19 protein-coding genes and 1 other annotated feature are annotated in these 16,613 nt (G+C 25.5%); of the genes, 3 read left to right on the forward strand and 16 right to left on the reverse strand.

The annotated features are described in order from the left end of the window. Positions 1 to 31 precede the first annotated feature (31 nt). The 9 genes from EIH23_RS07140 to EIH23_RS07180 form a co-directional block, all read right to left on the reverse strand. Entirely contained in the window at positions 32 to 670 is a 639-nt protein-coding gene (locus EIH23_RS07140; protein WP_122639531.1) for a nitroreductase family protein, read from the reverse strand. A gap of 67 nt (positions 671 to 737) precedes the next feature. Beyond that, on the reverse strand, positions 738 to 1,847 hold the full coding sequence (locus tag EIH23_RS07145; protein WP_243113344.1) for an ABC transporter permease: 1,110 nt from the start codon (positions 1,845 to 1,847) through the stop codon (positions 738 to 740). Positions 1,848 to 2,065: 218 nt separating this feature from the next. After that, complete coding sequence (locus EIH23_RS07150; protein WP_122639533.1) at positions 2,066 to 2,566, reverse strand: ABC transporter permease; 501 nt, start codon at positions 2,564 to 2,566, stop codon at positions 2,066 to 2,068. Between the two features lie 18 nt (positions 2,567 to 2,584). Continuing rightward, a complete protein-coding gene (locus EIH23_RS07155) occupies positions 2,585 to 2,977 on the reverse strand; it encodes a hypothetical protein (protein WP_122639534.1) in 393 nt (130 codons plus the stop codon). 17 nt (positions 2,978 to 2,994) lie between these two features. After that, on the reverse strand, positions 2,995 to 3,924 hold the full coding sequence (locus tag EIH23_RS07160; protein ID WP_122639535.1) for an ABC transporter ATP-binding protein: 930 nt from the start codon (positions 3,922 to 3,924) through the stop codon (positions 2,995 to 2,997). Between the two features lie 10 nt (positions 3,925 to 3,934). Next, positions 3,935 to 5,782, reverse strand: a complete 1,848-nt coding sequence (locus tag EIH23_RS07165; RefSeq protein ID WP_122639536.1) for a phytoene desaturase family protein — start codon at positions 5,780 to 5,782, stop codon at positions 3,935 to 3,937. A gap of 152 nt (positions 5,783 to 5,934) precedes the next feature. Continuing rightward, the gene (locus EIH23_RS07170; RefSeq protein WP_243113345.1) at positions 5,935 to 6,999 is read right to left on the reverse strand and encodes a bile acid:sodium symporter family protein; all 1,065 of its coding nucleotides are present in this window, start codon (positions 6,997 to 6,999) and stop codon (positions 5,935 to 5,937) included. A 66-nt stretch (positions 7,000 to 7,065) separates the two neighbouring features. Further along, positions 7,066 to 7,318 (reverse strand) — a binding site (T-box leader). Positions 7,319 to 7,398: 80 nt separating this feature from the next. Further along, positions 7,399 to 8,616 carry an NAD(P)/FAD-dependent oxidoreductase gene (locus tag EIH23_RS07175; RefSeq protein WP_122639537.1) on the reverse strand — a complete coding sequence of 406 codons (1,218 nt, stop codon included), beginning with the start codon at positions 8,614 to 8,616 and terminating at the stop codon, positions 7,399 to 7,401. Between the two features lie 15 nt (positions 8,617 to 8,631). After that, the gene (locus EIH23_RS07180) at positions 8,632 to 9,567 is read right to left on the reverse strand and encodes a YbgA family protein (RefSeq protein WP_122639538.1); all 936 of its coding nucleotides are present in this window, start codon (positions 9,565 to 9,567) and stop codon (positions 8,632 to 8,634) included. Between the two features lie 155 nt (positions 9,568 to 9,722). Here EIH23_RS07180 and splB point away from each other — a divergent pair, with 155 nt between their 5' ends. After that, positions 9,723 to 10,745 (forward strand): spore photoproduct lyase, encoded by a 1,023-nt coding sequence (gene splB / locus EIH23_RS07185; protein WP_122639539.1) that lies wholly within the window; start codon positions 9,723 to 9,725, stop codon positions 10,743 to 10,745. A 99-nt stretch (positions 10,746 to 10,844) separates the two neighbouring features. Further along, positions 10,845 to 11,450, forward strand: coding sequence for a cupin domain-containing protein (locus EIH23_RS07190; RefSeq protein WP_122639540.1), 606 nt, complete (start codon positions 10,845 to 10,847; stop codon positions 11,448 to 11,450). A gap of 204 nt (positions 11,451 to 11,654) precedes the next feature. Here the strand turns inward: EIH23_RS07190 and EIH23_RS07195 are convergent, their stop codons facing one another. The 3 genes from EIH23_RS07195 to EIH23_RS07200 form a co-directional block, all read right to left on the reverse strand. Then, positions 11,655 to 12,032 (reverse strand): hypothetical protein, encoded by a 378-nt coding sequence (locus tag EIH23_RS07195; RefSeq protein ID WP_164489004.1) that lies wholly within the window; start codon positions 12,030 to 12,032, stop codon positions 11,655 to 11,657. Then, positions 11,974 to 12,204, reverse strand: coding sequence for a nucleotidyltransferase (locus tag EIH23_RS16550; protein WP_164489010.1), 231 nt, complete (start codon positions 12,202 to 12,204; stop codon positions 11,974 to 11,976). The genes EIH23_RS07195 and EIH23_RS16550 overlap by 59 nt, the downstream gene beginning before the upstream one ends. 145 nt (positions 12,205 to 12,349) lie before the next feature. Continuing rightward, positions 12,350 to 12,715: a hypothetical protein gene (locus EIH23_RS07200; protein ID WP_122639541.1), complete on the reverse strand. Its 366-nt coding sequence runs from the start codon at positions 12,713 to 12,715 to the stop codon at positions 12,350 to 12,352. Between the two features lie 141 nt (positions 12,716 to 12,856). On the opposite strand from EIH23_RS07200, the gene EIH23_RS07205 reads away from it, so the two are divergent. After that, positions 12,857 to 13,363: a GNAT family N-acetyltransferase gene (locus tag EIH23_RS07205; RefSeq protein ID WP_122639542.1), complete on the forward strand. Its 507-nt coding sequence runs from the start codon at positions 12,857 to 12,859 to the stop codon at positions 13,361 to 13,363. Between the two features lie 76 nt (positions 13,364 to 13,439). Here the strand turns inward: EIH23_RS07205 and EIH23_RS07210 are convergent, their stop codons facing one another. The 4 genes from EIH23_RS07210 to EIH23_RS07225 form a co-directional block, all read right to left on the reverse strand. Then, positions 13,440 to 14,282, reverse strand: coding sequence for an Rpn family recombination-promoting nuclease/putative transposase (locus EIH23_RS07210; RefSeq protein WP_122639543.1), 843 nt, complete (start codon positions 14,280 to 14,282; stop codon positions 13,440 to 13,442). 158 nt (positions 14,283 to 14,440) lie between these two features. Further along, on the reverse strand, positions 14,441 to 15,193 hold the full coding sequence (locus EIH23_RS07215) for a GNAT family N-acetyltransferase (RefSeq protein WP_122639544.1): 753 nt from the start codon (positions 15,191 to 15,193) through the stop codon (positions 14,441 to 14,443). A gap of 19 nt (positions 15,194 to 15,212) precedes the next feature. Then, entirely contained in the window at positions 15,213 to 15,680 is a 468-nt protein-coding gene (locus EIH23_RS07220) for an ASCH domain-containing protein (RefSeq protein ID WP_195250859.1), read from the reverse strand. Between the two features lie 2 nt (positions 15,681 to 15,682). Next, on the reverse strand, positions 15,683 to 16,459 hold the full coding sequence (locus EIH23_RS07225; RefSeq protein WP_122639546.1) for a sugar phosphate isomerase/epimerase family protein: 777 nt from the start codon (positions 16,457 to 16,459) through the stop codon (positions 15,683 to 15,685). Positions 16,460 to 16,613: the final 154 nt, after the last annotated feature.

Raw genomic sequence — 16,613 nt, forward strand, 5'->3', positions numbered from 1 at the left:
ATTCATATAGGCATTTCTATTTTTATTATTTTTAGTCTATAAATGTTACTACTTCTTCAAGTGGTTTACGAGGTGGTTTAGGAGCTGTATTTTCTTCAGCAACTCCTAATGCTATCATAGACATTAATTCAAATCCTGGCTTATCAAAACCTATTAAAATTTCAATTTCTACTTTAGCATGAGTAGGTCCTGTCATATAACAAGTACCATATCCCATTTCTGTTGCTGCTAATAAGAAGTTCTCAACTGCAGCACCTATTCCTTGAGCAGCTGATTGAGGTGATACTAATGTATCTAATACTTCTTGAGATGCATCATTCTCTTTTAGTATTTTATACTCTATCATTTTGTATTCAGAACCATATACCATTACTACTGCTGGAGCATTTCTAAAACATGTATAATATTTTATTACACTCATATGTATTTTTCTATCTTTTTCAGTCTTTGCTATTTGACCTAATCTTTCATGACTTTCAGTTACTATATCAGCCATTTTATTTATTATTTCACGATTAGTTAATACAACAAAGTTCCAATTTTGTTGATGCTTTGGCGAAGGAGCTTCTGTTGCTAATTCTAGCATCTTTAATATATCTTCTTTTGGTACTACTTCATCTTTGAATTTTCTTACACTTTTACGTGCCTGTATTGCTTCTATAACATTCATATTTTTCTCCTTTGTTAATTAAGTTAATTTGATGTCAAACTAATAGTACAATAAAAAAAGTTTGACGTCAAACTTTTTTTATTGTACTAAATAAAATTAAACTTATACTAAAAAGTACTGTAGATAGTATCATCATATATAATATGTATTCTTTTATAGCTCCTAAATTATTATACTTTTGCAAGTTCTCTACACACATATATATCCATCTTTGCGGTAAAAAGTTTCCTATATTTTGAAGATAAGTAGGCATAACTTCAAAGTCCCAAAACATCCCTGATAGCATACATGTAGGTATAACAATCAGTATATTTACAGTACTAGCAACGTACCTATTTCTAGTAAAACTTACTATACACAAATTTAATGATATAGAAATTAAATTAAATATAAGCATAACTATAAAAAAATTAGTCGTATTATCCATATTAAAATCTAAATCTAGCATTTTACAACCAGTATAATATATAAAACTGCTAGTACTAGATAGTAAATAAAATACTATAAAAAGTGAGCTATAATACTTAAATTTATTTATTCCACTAACTAATACTCTTGATTTTGTATTATTTTCTTCATCTTCTATTAAAAAATTAGTAATAGTTATTCCACTTATAAGAACCATCATAATAACTATTCCAAGTGAGTTATCTATAGATGGTCTTATTTCTTTAACATTATTTATATTATATGTAAGTAGTTTATCTTTAAATGTTTCATTATATTCTTTAAAAACTTCTATATCATTGTTACTTACTTTAGCTATTAAATTTAGATTATCTATTTTAGATTCTATAATAGATAATAATATTGATTTAACATCACTGTTTGAAATTGATTTTACAATTATATTATCTTTATCTAAGTTTAATACATTTTCACTAAAGCCATCATTTATTATTACTGCTACTTGTATTTGATGAGATGCTAATAACATTTCATCGCTTTCATTACTTATATATACTATATCTATATTTTCTATTTCATTTATTGTATTTATTATTTCATTTGATATGTAACTATTATCTTTATCTATTATTCCTACCTTATAATTAGAGTTTCCTCCAAATGTAAAACTAAAGAATACTATAACTATTGCTGGTGCTACTACTGACATAGCTATAAAGCTTTTTTTCTTTATCAATAATTTAATTGTATTTATAATAATTTTAATCATTATAATCACCTAACCTTACTTTACATCCCAAAATTCCTATTATCATTAATAACGCAGATAATCCTAGGGATAAACTTATTGATATATAAAAATAATTAGTATTTATTTTTAAGCTTTGGCTAAGTAATGATATGTTTGCCCAATAGGTAGGTGTTATTTGACATAGTATGTTTGTTATTTTAATTGATTTTATAAGTGAAATTGGTACATATGTCCACCTAAAAACCTAAAATTATTAATAATGTATTAATTAAACTAGATGAAGTTTTATTATCTTTAAATATTATACTAGTTGTGATTCCAAGTACTGAACTAAATATTATTAAAGATATTAATACAAGTAAGGTTTTGACTAAATTTTGCCCCCAATTTACATTAAGAAAAACTCTACTTATAAAATATACTACTAAAATTTGTATTAAACCTACTATTATACCTAAAATTACTTTTGATATTATTATTTTAAAGTTGCTAATTTTAGATATTCTTAATCTACTCAATGTACCTTGAAAGCTTTCTTTATATGTTGATACACAGGTTATTTGAGATATGTAAAGTATTATTAATACAAGTTCTGAAAATGTATAATAAGTAAATGAATCTATTCCGCTACTTAATGTACCTTCTTCTTTTATTTTTATATTACTTTCTTTTATTAAATCATTTATAATATTAGGATTTTTTCTTATTATAGTATCAGTAAGTGTATATTTTTCTATATATTGTTCAAAATACTTCTAAATATTTTGTGAATCATTTTCTTTTTTCATTTCTATAAAATCAAATTTATCTTCATGTATATTTATAAATGCTAGACCTTGTGATTTATTAATATATTCTTTTGCTTTATTATCATCATTTATTTCTTTAAATTCTATTTTAATAGTTTCTTCACAGATATCTTTAAAGCTATTAAATACTTTATAGTACTTATTTTCTTTACTTAAATCATTTATTTTATAATATACTTTTTTATTTTCAAATATATTGTAATCTACATTCATTAATCCATTTAAGGCACACCCCATTACTACTATAAGAAATACAGGAAATATAAACATTACTAACACATTAAATTTATCCCTAAAAAACTGCATAATTTCCTTTTTAATTAAAGTTATTAAAATCATATCATCCCTCAGTTATATTAATCTCTTAGTTTTTTACCTGTTAATGTTAGAAATACACTTTCTAATGTGGGAATTTCGCTTTTTATATTTTCTATAACACCACTATGATTTGATATAATGTTTATAAGCTTTTGAGTTATATTTTTATCCTTTGAATAATAGCACTTTATTTTATTTTTATCTATTTCTACTTTTTGAACACCTTCTATTTTTCTTATGTATTTATCTATATTGTATATTTCATTTTTTAAGTTTATTGTATATGTATTGTAATTAACTAAGCTTGACTTTAAGTATTCTTTACTTCCATTTGCTATTATTTTTCCATTGTCCATAATTGATATGTTAGTGCATAGTTCTTCTACTTCTTCCATATAGTGAGATGTGTATATTATTGTTGATCCTTCTTCATTTAGTTTTTTAACTGACTGTAATATATGATTTCTAGACTGAGGGTCTATTCCCACAGTTGGTTCATCCATTATTATTAATTTAGGACTATGAGCTATTGCACAAGCCATATTTAATCTTCTTTTCATACCGCCTGAAAAGTTTTTTGATACTTTATTTTCAACATCTAATAGCCCTACGAATTCTAATGCTTTATTTACTCTTTTTTTAAGTTCTTTTCCATTATATCCATATAAGGAGCAAAAAAAAGATACATTTTCTTTTGCTGTAAAATCATTATATATAGCAATATCTTGTGGTAAAAGTCCTATATTTCTTTTATATTTATTTACGTTATTTTCTTTTTCTTCAAATATTATTTCTCCACATGTTATTTTTTCAAGACCACATATAGATTTTATTAAAGTACTTTTTCCTGCTCCATTTGGACCCAATAGTCCATATATTTCACATTTTTTTATATCTAAATTTATACCTTTTATTGCCTCAAAATCATCATACCTTTTATGCAAATTTTTTACTTGAAGGATATACATAAAATCCCTCCTATAGCTGTGAATTTATCTCCTTTATACTTACAGATTCTTTGTAACTTTTTCTAATACATTTATTTTCGCAGTCTTTGCTTTCACAGTTTTTACATGACTTATTATCTTTTAATAATTTTTTAGCTCCATAAAAGTTACCTACTGCAACTCTTCTATTTATATCTCTTATTGAAATATTATATTTACATGCTTTTTCACAAGATGGGTTATCACAAAACTGACACTTTAAAGCTAATTTAGCAAGATTATTTTCTTTTTCATTTTTTCCTATTTTGATATGATTAAAGTCAAATGGCTTTTTAACTATATTTACATAGTTTTTCATATTTTCTTTGTATTCAAATTCATCTAAATTTAGTTCTCTAAGTATAAGGTTTGCTGCACTTATACCTGATATTGTAACAGCAGGAGTTCCTGTTCCCATAACTGTTGATTCTCCACAATTAAAAAGATTTTCTATTTCACTTTTTGATTTTAATCTTTTCATCATATGTTGCCCTAGTTTTTGTTTAGGACCTGCTACGCTTCCACCTTCTTTTAATATATATCTATTTAATGTTGTAGGTGTTCCTACTTCTACATGACATAAGTTTTCTTTAAATCCTGGGAATCTTTTTTCTAAAACATCTAGCATTCTATTTTTCTCAATTTCTTTCATATTTCTATATTCTTCAGTGTTATATCTATTTTTAAATCCTTTTGGCCAATCTTTTAAACTAGGGCCTATTGCCATAATACTGTGATACTTCTCTTCGCAAAGTGTTTTATCATCTATACTTAATATGTATACTGTAATTTCATCTTCATTTAATTTAGTTTTATCTCCTATAAGCATTTCTATTGGAAGTGTTTCTTTTGGTATTACTTCTTTATTTACAAGTGCAAATAATACACTTGACTTGTATGATGGTTCTAATGAGTTTGCCCATTTTATATTGTTTTCATCTGCACTATCCTTTAATAATTTATTATATAAATTCCAAACAGTCCCAGAATTTATTATATATTCTCCATATATAGCTTCTTCATTATCTAGTTTCACACCTATAGCTTTGTTATTTTCTACTATTATTTTTACAACTTCTGAATTATATATCATATCGCCATTATTTTCTTCAATCACTTTTTCTAACTTACCAATTAAATTTAATGTTGAGCCTGCTGGATAATAACTACCTCCAAAATGATTATCCACAAACATTACTGAAGATAATATAGCAGGTGTTTCTTCTACATTTGTATAGCAATATGTAGATGTTAACTTATCAAATAAATCAAATACATTTGGATCTTTAAAGTATTTTTTTAATATACTTTCTGTATTTTTATTCATATATCCTAAAAATCTTATGTACTCTATTGGATGTCTTAAAAATGATTTTAATCCATCTTCTTTTTTTATTGCATCTGGAGATATAAAGGCTGGATTTTCTGCTATTACTTTTAAATATTGCTTTGATAAATCCTTATAAAATCTTTTGAAATTTTCTTTTTCCTTTGGAAATACTTTTGCTAATTCATCTATAAATAAATCTATATCTTCATGAAATACTATTCTATGCTCTCCAAAGTTTATAGCATAAAGCTTATCATGTTTTATTATATCTATTGGTTCTTCTAGTGCATTAAATACAAATCTATGTGGGCTAAATCCTTTATCATTAAATCCATAAATCATAGCCGCTCCTTGTTCAAATACAGTGTCTTTTCTTTTAAATATTCCGCAAGAACCACCTGGTTTAAATTGTGCGTCTATAACACATACTTTTAATCTTCTCTTTAATAATAAGGCAGCTGCTGTAAGTCCCGATATACCTGCACCTATGACAATAACATCGTATTTCATCTATTCCTCCTTATTTACTTTTATTTAAACTCTATATAAACATTCTATTCCAAATATTACTATTAATTCATAGCAAAAAGAGCAGTATACTATACTGCTCTTCTCATTATTAAATATAAACTTATCTTTATAATTAATTTATGATTTCATTTTTATACTAATACCTCATTATATTCTTTACTATCTTTATTTTTATCTAAAGCCTTACTTGACCAGTAATTAGATAAAAGTGCTCCAGATATTGCATGATAAACACTAGCTACAATCCCTGGTATAACAGTCATCGGTGAGAAATATTGAGTAGCTAAAGAAGTTGCTAGTGCACCGCTTTGTAGGCCTACTTCTATAGACATTGTTCTTCTTTTTGCTTCTTCCATACCTACTGCCTTAGCTATTAAGTAACCTACTAAGTATCCAAACATATTATGTATTCCTACTGCTACTACTAAAAGTAAGCCTGAAGACATAAATAATTGTGAATTCTTTACTACTATTCCACCTATTATAAGACTAAGAGCTACTACTGATAAAAGTGGTAATCCATCTAAACCTTTTTCAACTGCTTTTGAGAAGAATTTATTACATAAAAATCCTAATAATATAGGAACTAATATCACATTAACTATAGACATACACATAGCACTCATTGATACATTTACAGATTCTCCTCCTAATAATAAAACAAGTGCTGGTGTTACAAGTGGAGCTAATACTGTTGATAATGATGTTAACGTTACAGATAAAGCTACATCACCTTTAGATATATAAGCCATTACATTTGATGTTTGTCCTCCTGGGCAACATCCTACTAATATTAAGCCAACTGCAAATTCTGTTGGTAAGTTTAATAACTTTGATACAAGGTATGCTAAAAGTGGCATTACTGTATATTGTGCTAAGCTTCCACAAAGTACATCTTTTGGTCTTGTTAATACTAATTTAAAATCTTCTAGCTTTAAAGTTACTCCCATACAAAACATTATTACCCCTAATAATTGATTTGTATAAGGTGCTGCAAATAAAAATGTACTTGGTCTTAGTACACTTAATCCTGCTACTACTAATACTATTAAAGCCATATATTTTGATGCTACATCACTTACTTTTTTTAAAGAACTCATTTTACTTATTCCTCCCCATAATTTCATCTTATTATTTTCTAAATTTTCAGTATTTTCAATTTGTATCAGTCCTATGTCACTAATATCAATGTCCACTTTTATCTCACCACCTTTTTCTATAAATAAAAAAACTTCCGTCCTTATACATGAATATTTTCATAATATAAGGACGAAAGTTATAATTTCGCGTTACCACCTTATTTGCAGCTTAAATTAAGCTACCACTCATCAGATCGGACTTTTTTAAGTCTTAATCCTAACCATATAACGCTGGTAAACGTTCATGATTACTTTAATTTCACCATGAAAGCTACAAAGTGATCATTATATACTTTATGTAATATCCAACTCTCAGCAAATGTTGGTTCTCTGTATTTACACTTCTAAGTATTTTTGTCTTTGTCATTGCTTTTGTTTTATTAAGTATTATATATACATAATACTATCTTTATTTTTACATGTCAATAACATTTTCTTAATTTTCAGAAAATATAATTATTTATCAAATCTATCTACCTTAAATAACTTCATATCTTTATCTTCATTACCCTTATATAAATCACTTAACATCATTGCACCAAGTATTGCAAATAAAATCCCATTTGCACCGTAACCTAATAAATACCATAAATTCTTATGCTCACTACCAGGTCCCACAAATCCTAAATTATCAGGTGTTGAAGCAAAAGCTCCACAATACTTAAACTCAGCTTCTATATTATCAATATCTTTAAACATAGACTTTAATCTATTTTCTAAAATATCATATTTTTCATTAGCTAATTTTTCATCAAATATATCTGGTATAAAATCAACATCCTCTCCTCCAATTATAAGTCTATTATCTACTGTAGTTCTTAGATAGTTATAAGGATCGCAGTTATCTCTTATAAGTATCTTTTCTTCCCATCCATCAAAGTTAGAAACAGGCTTAGTAACTATATTAAAAGTAGTTGTTTTAGTTCCAAAATTTCTCTTAGTAAATAACTTTGTATTATAACCAGTTGCAACTATAACCTTTTTAGCTTTTACTTTATATCCAAATTCAGTTATAACTTCTATATAATCTTCATGATGAATTAAATCAACAACTTCTGTATTTTCATATACTTTAGCACCCATATTGCAAGATACATCTAATAATTGATTTGTATATTTATATGGGTCTAACTCTGCTCCACCATTTTTTGATATCATACCTGCTTTTAAATCAAAACTAAATTTATTATTACTTTCATCTATATATTCAACATCTAGTCCATTTTCTTTTCTATAATCATACTCTATTTTTATAGCATTTACTTCATTATTTTTAGCTGTGTATAAAAGTGTATCTCTTTTTTTGTAATCACACTTATTACCATTTGCTTTTATAAATTCTTCAATTTCATCAAGTGCTTTAAGACCTAATTTATAAGACTTTATTCCATTTTCTAAACTTGTATATTCTGTAAGATCTGATAAGTTATCATCTAATTCATATTGTAAAAGAGATGTAGTTACACTAGTACTTAAATGAGCTATTCTTTTCTTTTCTAAAACAACTGCTTTAACATTATTTTTACTAAAATAATAAGATGCTATAGCTCCCGTAACCCCTCCTCCTATTATACATACATCAGTTTCTATATCTTCAGTTAAGTATGGGTATTGTTTTTTATTTTTATTTATATATGTAAATAATGGCTTTCCTTGTACATATTTAACTTCCATTATTACCCTCCTAAATTATATATTTCTACCTTTTCCTGAATCACTTATACTTATTAAATCTGTTGGATAAGGATTAAAAAATGTTTGGTTTAATAAATCTTTATCATCAAATCTAATTGCATATATTTGTAGTGCAACAAGAATTGAACTAAATGGTATTTTTTCATTCTCATGAAGAATTAATAAATTATTAAAGTATTTTATTTCATTTTCATTTAAATAATTTGTATATTTTTCAAATAAGTTTCTAGCAAGATTTAATTTACTGCTTTTATCTCTTTTGTTATTTAAAATTTCATATACCTTATTTTTATATAAATTTATATCATCTTCATTTATATTTTCTTTACTTACTATAGTGTTTAGTTCATTATAAATATCTTCATTGTATGATTTTAATAATAATGAATTCTTATTATGAAAATCTAAAATACTATTTTCACATTTTAGATTATTTATTGTAAAAATTTTTGTAAGGAATTCATCCCTAATGCTATAGTTTCTTAATCTACCTTCATCTTCTATTGGAATACTTGAATATTTTTCTACAACTTTAGTTGAGAAAACACCTCGTCCATCTTTACTTATGCTACATTTTTGATTCTTAGGATAAATTTTAACATCTTTTATACCACAAGATGGTGATTTACTTTTTAATATAAATCCATCTACATCTTCTACTTTACTTAAGAATTCTTCTGCAAATTCAGTCATTTGAGATGTGTAATCTATATTAGAACTAGGTTGCATTAATTTATATTTGTCATCATGTTTTTCAATTCTTATAGGTTCTCTCGGTACTGTAAGGCCTATTTCTTTTTCTGGACATACAGTTTCTAAATCTACATATTTTCTTAATAAAGATATAACCTTGTCATCGTAAATTTGACCATTATATCTACACTTTTCTGAATTAAGACATTTGCTAATAATTAATTTTGGCTTTCTCATAACTTGTCACCTACTATATTGTCCATTTTTATATTATTTCTATATTATTTGTTATTAGCTATTTTTTTATTATCTTTTTAATTTATATCTGTATGTAAAATCTAAATAAACAAACAATAAAATCAAATTAATAAAATATACTAAGAGGTGATATAATGTTTATTCCTAAAAGAGTTATATTTGAAAAAGACTCTCTAGATACAGAGATTGGCAAAAACATTTATAATAAAGTAAAAGATAATCCTAAAATTGAAATTATAAATGCAAGTTCTAATAGAATTAAGAGTCATATACCAGGAGATAATTTACATGACCAATATAGATCTGGTAAAGAAACATTAGTTGTTGGAGAACGTAAAAGCTTAAAATTTCAAACATGTAAACCATCTGCAAACTATCAATTACCTTTAGTTAGTGGATGTATGGGAAGATGCGAATATTGTTATTTAAATACTCAATTAGGTGATAAACCTTATGTAAGAGTATTTGTTAATATAGATGAAATTTTAAATAAAGCTAAAGAGTACATAGATGAAAGACTTCCATCTGTAACTATATTTGAAGGTGCCGCAACATCTGACCCTGTACCCCTTGAACCTTATACTAATTCATTGAAAAAAGCTATAGAATTCATAGGCAAAGAAGAAAAAGGTAGATTTAGATTTGTAACCAAATATAACGATGTAGATACCTTATTAGATGCAAAGCATAATAATCATACAGAAATTAGATTTAGTATAAACACTCCAAGAATAATAGATACTCATGAACATCATACTGCATCTGCTAATAAAAGAATTGAGGCTGCTGTAAAAGTTGCTAATGCTGGATATCAAATAGGCTTTATAATAGCGCCTGTTTTTCTTTATGAAAATTGGAAAGATGAATATAGAGATTTAATTAAAAGTATAAAAGAAAAATTACCTAAAGATTTTGATAAACAAATTATATTTGAAGTAATATCACATAGATATACTACTAAGGCTAAGAATAGAGTACTTGAAATATTTCCAGAGACTACTTTACCTATGAACAATGATGATAGAAAGTTTAAATATGGTCAGTTTGGATATGGTAAATATGTTTATACTAAAGAGGAATTAGCTGATATGAAAGATTTCTTCATGACTGAAATAAAAAATGTTTTTCCTAATAGTCTTATTAAATATATAATTTAATAAATGGGATATTAGACAGTTGAGTTATAAAAATAGTAATATTAATAAATATAATTCAATATAATGTTATAAAGTCTAAAAAAAGAAGGAGTGATAAATATGTATCATATTCCTACATCATATCCCTATCCTTATATGGTTAATCCACAAATGTATAATATGTATCCATATTTGTTTTGGCTTAACTCACAAATATATAATGCCTATCAATATGGTTCATTGAATAATAGACCAATGTATGCTCCAAATTCTAATCAACAATATACTCAAAATCAACAATATACTCAATTACAGGATTATGGACCAAATCCATTTGCAATTGATATTGATGATGCCACATCTCAAAACAATACTTTCCGTACAGCTTTATGGACAGGAAGTTACTTACAATTAACATTAATGAGTATTAATGTTGGAGACGATATAGGTTTAGAAATGCATCCAACAACTGATCAATTTATACGTATTGAGGACGGTCAAGGTATTGTTAGAATGGGTGATAGTCAAAATAACTTAAACTTTGAAAGAAGAGTTAATGATGACTCTGCTATCATAATCCCTGCAGGTAAATGGCATAATATAATCAATACAGGTAATGAACCTCTTAAAGTATACTCTGTTTATGCTCCACCTAAACATCCTTTTGGTACTGTTCATAATACTAAATCAGATGCACAGTCTTCTGAACAAAATCCTAGGTATTAACATAAAATTTACTTCATTAATATGACTAAAGACTTTGTACATTGCTCAAAATATAGCCACCTAAGCTAAAGGTGGCTATATTTATTTTTAATTTAAGTTAGATAATAATCTTTATTATTAGGCATAAAAAAGTAGGATTGATACCCTACCGTTATAGTTCGTAATTTATTAATATTGTCACTCATATCTAATCGATATATTAAATTATGAATTTAATATATTCTCAATTTTCAATCTTACATCTACAGGTAAACAACCTTCTAATGCTCTTTCTAAGAGCATTGGTTTCTTAATTCCATTAGATAAAATATATGTTTCTATCATATCTACCTTGGTTTGTCTGTTAGGAATTAACTGATAAATTACATACCAGTCTTCTAATGAAGTAAATGGTATATTTACACCATTAATTAATTTAAATTCTGATATAGAATTATTATCAAATATATATCTAAATACTCCGTTATTATGATTAACTGCAAATCCAGACATTACATCAACATCAAATCCATTTATTACATACTCATAAAAATATTTTGTTGAGTATGTTGAACTCTTTTCCCATTTCTTTTTTTTCTCCAATACTTTTAAGGATTTCATCTACTTTTTTAATATCATCAATGTTTATAAAAATATCTATATCATTAGTTTTGTCTATAAAACCAAACTTATTAAGCAGTATAGATGCTCCAACTCCCCATGTTACACCTGCATCATTTAACTTTTTTCCTATATAACTTAAAGTATTAAACATTTATTACATCCTCTCTTATTTACTAAAATAATCTCACTTACAAATTACTATATATAATATAAATAATATCGTTACTTCTCATTATATAACAATTGCATATATACTTTCTAATAATATTCCCTCATTATATAATTATAAAGTTAACCTACATTTTTATTAAATTATTTATACCTTCTTGAATATAATCTAATGAAATTGTCATAGCATCTATTATTCTCTTCAAACGTGTATATGTGCCTGTACCTTCTTTTGCATTAATAAAGGCCTTTTTACTTTTATTAATAATAGAAGTTATTTGAACTTCTGCTTTTGACAAATCTTCTTGTGTATAACTATGCTCATCATTTGTTATTAATGTTTTTGAAATATTTAAAGCTTTTATACGATTTCTAGAAAGCGATAATTGAGGTGTACCTTCTTTAAATTTAGGTTGTATTTTTTCACAATTTATAATTGTAGACTCGATAATCTTTAATGTATTTTCTATTTCTTCACTTGTATATTTACTCATTATATCCCTCCTATAAAACAACGTAATTTTCAATGTTTCATATAAATTTTAATATCTCTTTATCCAATTTTTATTTATAATTTATTATATAATAGAATCTATTTAATTGAAAGTTCAAGCACTTTTGGAGGTGTTCTAAATATGATTAGGAAGGCTAGGTTAAATGATATAAGCACCATAATAGAAATAATAAAATCCACAATTGAAGAAATGAAAACTTACAATAATACTCAATGGGGTGAAAACTATCCTCTAGACGAAGATTTTGCTGATGATATAGAAAATGGGGATTTATATGTAGATGACGACTGTGGTCATATAAAAGGTTTTATCTGTGTTAACTTTATAGAACCAGTTGAATACGAAGGTTTAAACTGGTCATCTAATGATAAATCAATGATGATACACAGAATGGCAGTAAATCCTAGATTTAGGCAACAAGGAGTAGCAACTGAGCTTATAAACTTTGCTGAAAAATTAGCCTATTATAATAATGTTGTCTACTTAAAAACAGATACTTACTCTATAAATACTAAGATGAACTCATTATTAAAAAAATGTGGATTTAAATTTATAGGTAAAATAAACTTATTTGACAAAGAAAAGTCTTTTTATTGTTATGATAAATTACTAAAAAACTTCAAATAGATGTTCAATAAAAATGGCTTGATATGGTTATATCCAAATATCAAGCCTCTTTTATTCACTTAAAATTTATAAATGTTTATCTTATTTCATCTATTTCTTCTATGGTTAATCCAGTTATATTTGATATCATATGATTACTCATACCATTTAAAATCATATTTTTAGCTATATTAATTTTCTCTTCTTCTCTTCCTTTTTGCATTCCCTTTTCTTCTGCATTAGCTAATGCACTTATCTCATCTTTTAAAGATTTTTCTCTCATAAAGTATAATTCTCTTTCCTTTGAGTCTCTACTTAATCTATATAATTCATCCTTTGCTTCTCTTATTTCTTTATTACTCATTTCTAATTTTCTTACAACTTCACTTTCTGGATCTCTTAAAAACTCTACCCAACCTTCTAATAAATCAACTACTTCCTCTGATTTTTCTAACTTCTTAAGTTTTGGTATTTCTATAAAATGTATCTCTTCTAAATCTGTCAACTCTTCATTAGTTTCTATTTCTTTTAATCTATATCCATTATGAAATCTATCATTTTTTAGATATTTAAAGTCTAAAATATTTATACAAACAGTTCTACACAGTTTGTCATATCTATCCCCTTCTGTTAATTGCTCTTCATATAATTTACTCCAATAATATAAACTTCTTTGAATCATATTATATTCATTTTTTAATTGTATTTCTATATTTATAATTTCATTGTTACTAGTTTTTGCTTTTACATCCAATCTTGAAAATTTATCATCTATGTATTCTTTTTCTATATCCGAATTTTTTATTTCTACTTCAATAATTGGTTTAATTGGTTTTAATACTGCATTTAAAAATGATATTAATACTTTTGGATGTTCTTCTGAACCAAATATTTTCTTAAATACAAAATCTATCTTAGGGCTTAGTAAGCTTGTCTTCAATATAATCACTTCCTTGTTTTATTAATTTATAATTAAATTATACAATTTTATATAAATTTATTATAGTATAAAGTTGATAGTTAGATAAAAAGTATATGAGAAATATATGTGCTCATAATGTTAAGTTATTTCATTGAAATTATAGCTTTAAAAATCTCTTACTTATCTTCTTTTATTTCATCTGTAATTTTAAATTTCACTTCTAAATTATCACTTAACCAATACACCACTTTTTCACTTTCCTTTAACCCCAGTTTTCTCTGCAATCTAATAGATTTTTCATTATTTACCTCAACTTGGCAAAATGGTATCATACCTTTTCTTATAAAATCATTAATCATAAATCTTTCAAGCTCACTAGCATATCCATTTCTTCTATACTGAGGAAACACTTCTAAAATCCCCATACTCCCTTCTAAATGATTCCCAATAAACCCCACCATATTTTTTGACTTATCATATCCTACATATAAATTATGTAACTTATTAATTTCTTCTAATTCTTCATCTGTAATCTTATCATAATTCTTTTTAATTATATCCATATCTAAACTAGAAGGCTCTCTTATATCAAGATTTTTATCATAATCAACTATATGCTCATCTTCATATATAAATTGTTTACATATTAAAATTTCATCTAAGTTATATAGCTTTTGTAAATATTTCACAAAGCAATTATCTGTTACATAAAATAAGTAACAGTTTTCTAAACCTTTAAGACACTCAAATATTTTTTCTGTATTTTCAGCACTTAACATATAGGCATTACTAACTTCATCAAACAAAAGTACTCCATCTTCTTCTGCTTTTAATATATTAGCAGTATTACGTTTTAATACTTGTAATAATGCACAATTACTTAATTTATCTTTTGATAAATACTTAATAGCTTTATTATAATCTTGCACTAATTAACACCTCACAAAATTACTTATATACAACTTCAAATTCTTCAAAAACTACAAGCATATCTTCATTAAATTCAATTCCTATTTCTTTTAATTCTTCAGTAAAACACTCTATATGCACTTCTCTCCAGTAAGAAATTGATTTATCTCCTTCACCTTCTATTCCTGCAAGAACTTCATCTACATCTTTAAATGGACGTACATATACTTTTTTATCTTTTATAATACATTTTGCTACTCCGTCCCAATTTGTAATTATGCTGTGTGTACCTTCTTTTGGTATTTCTTCATTTTCTACTTCGTAAAATTTATAAACTGATGTAGTTCCTCTTTTTATGCCTTTAATAACTAAATCAGCTAATTTATTTGCAGTTTCTTTATCATTACAAAAATGCCACGCTTCGTATGTTTTATCTGTATTTTCAATAGTTTCACCTATTGATTTTAAATAATTTTCCCACATTATTTTTATAGATTTATCTTCCATTTTCAATCCCTCCTTTTTATAAAACCTTCTTCATATAAAGTGTTTAATGTTTCCTTTAGATCATTAGTATCCACTATTTCCAAGGAAATGCTAACATCACTATTTTTATCTTCTACTTGACTAATAATATTTCTAACATCTATATTCCCTTTATCTATTCCTAAATGACTATCTTCTTTTCCATAATTATTATGAATATGCATATGCCCTATCTTACTACCTAACTCTTCTATCCAATCATTTATACTAACATCTGAATAAACATTAGCATGACCTATATCTAAACATGCACTAAAATTTTTCTTATTTATATTTTCTAAAATCCTTTTAATAAGAACAGTATCATACTCTAAAACATTCTCTAAATAAAAATCTATATTATCATCTTTATTTATAAAAAAGTCATTCCAAAACTTATCAGCATTATAAATCCATTCTTCATATGTATAAAGCTTAGGAACATAACTATTATGATAAACAATTTTTTTAGCATTTAATTGTTTTGCTACATCATAGCCTTGTTCAAATCTTTTTTTAGTTATACTGGCTATTATACTGTCCCTACTTCCACATGATAAATCTGCAAATGGTCCATGTATTGATATATCTATTTCATTTAATAAGCTTCCCCACTCATTTTTATATTCTTTTATAAATTTTTCTTTATTATCTAATATAAATGGATTTGAAAACTGAACTATTTCAAGACCTACATCGTACTTTTCTATTATTGGTATTATTTTTTTGTTTTCATCTAATTGAGATATATAAAACTTCATTTTTTCACTCCTAGCTTGCTTATTTTATCTATTTGTAATCTTAATTTTAACTATTAGATTAAATTTACATTATAGGTTATAATTAATACTATATTGTTTTAAGGTAGTGTTTCTAAAATATATACTAACTTTATATTAGTATATATTTTAAGTA

This window comes from Romboutsia sp. Marseille-P6047 (genome assembly GCF_900604535.1).
Classification (GTDB): domain Bacteria; phylum Bacillota; class Clostridia; order Peptostreptococcales; family Peptostreptococcaceae; genus Romboutsia_E.

Coding starts and splice junctions, on each gene's coding strand:
- EIH23_RS07190 (WP_122639540.1), top strand. CDS start 10,845: ATGTATCATATTCCTACATCATATCCCTATCCTTATATGGTTAATCCA.
- EIH23_RS07220 (WP_195250859.1), bottom strand. CDS start 15,680: ATGGAAGATAAATCTATAAAAATAATGTGGGAAAATTATTTAAAATCA.
- EIH23_RS07145 (WP_243113344.1), bottom strand. CDS start 1,847: ATGATTAAAATTATTATAAATACAATTAAATTATTGATAAAGAAAAAA.
- EIH23_RS07160 (WP_122639535.1), bottom strand. CDS start 3,924: ATGTATATCCTTCAAGTAAAAAATTTGCATAAAAGGTATGATGATTTT.
- EIH23_RS07155 (WP_122639534.1), bottom strand. CDS start 2,977: ATGATTTTAATAACTTTAATTAAAAAGGAAATTATGCAGTTTTTTAGG.
- EIH23_RS07140 (WP_122639531.1), bottom strand. CDS start 670: ATGAATGTTATAGAAGCAATACAGGCACGTAAAAGTGTAAGAAAATTC.
- EIH23_RS07165 (WP_122639536.1), bottom strand. CDS start 5,782: ATGAAATACGATGTTATTGTCATAGGTGCAGGTATATCGGGACTTACA.
- EIH23_RS16550 (WP_164489010.1), bottom strand. CDS start 12,204: ATGTTTAATACTTTAAGTTATATAGGAAAAAAGTTAAATGATGCAGGT.
- splB (WP_122639539.1), top strand. CDS start 9,723: ATGTTTATTCCTAAAAGAGTTATATTTGAAAAAGACTCTCTAGATACA.
- EIH23_RS07200 (WP_122639541.1), bottom strand. CDS start 12,715: ATGAGTAAATATACAAGTGAAGAAATAGAAAATACATTAAAGATTATC.
- EIH23_RS07225 (WP_122639546.1), bottom strand. CDS start 16,459: ATGAAGTTTTATATATCTCAATTAGATGAAAACAAAAAAATAATACCA.
- EIH23_RS07180 (WP_122639538.1), bottom strand. CDS start 9,567: ATGAGAAAGCCAAAATTAATTATTAGCAAATGTCTTAATTCAGAAAAG.
- EIH23_RS07175 (WP_122639537.1), bottom strand. CDS start 8,616: ATGGAAGTTAAATATGTACAAGGAAAGCCATTATTTACATATATAAAT.
- EIH23_RS07205 (WP_122639542.1), top strand. CDS start 12,857: ATGATTAGGAAGGCTAGGTTAAATGATATAAGCACCATAATAGAAATA.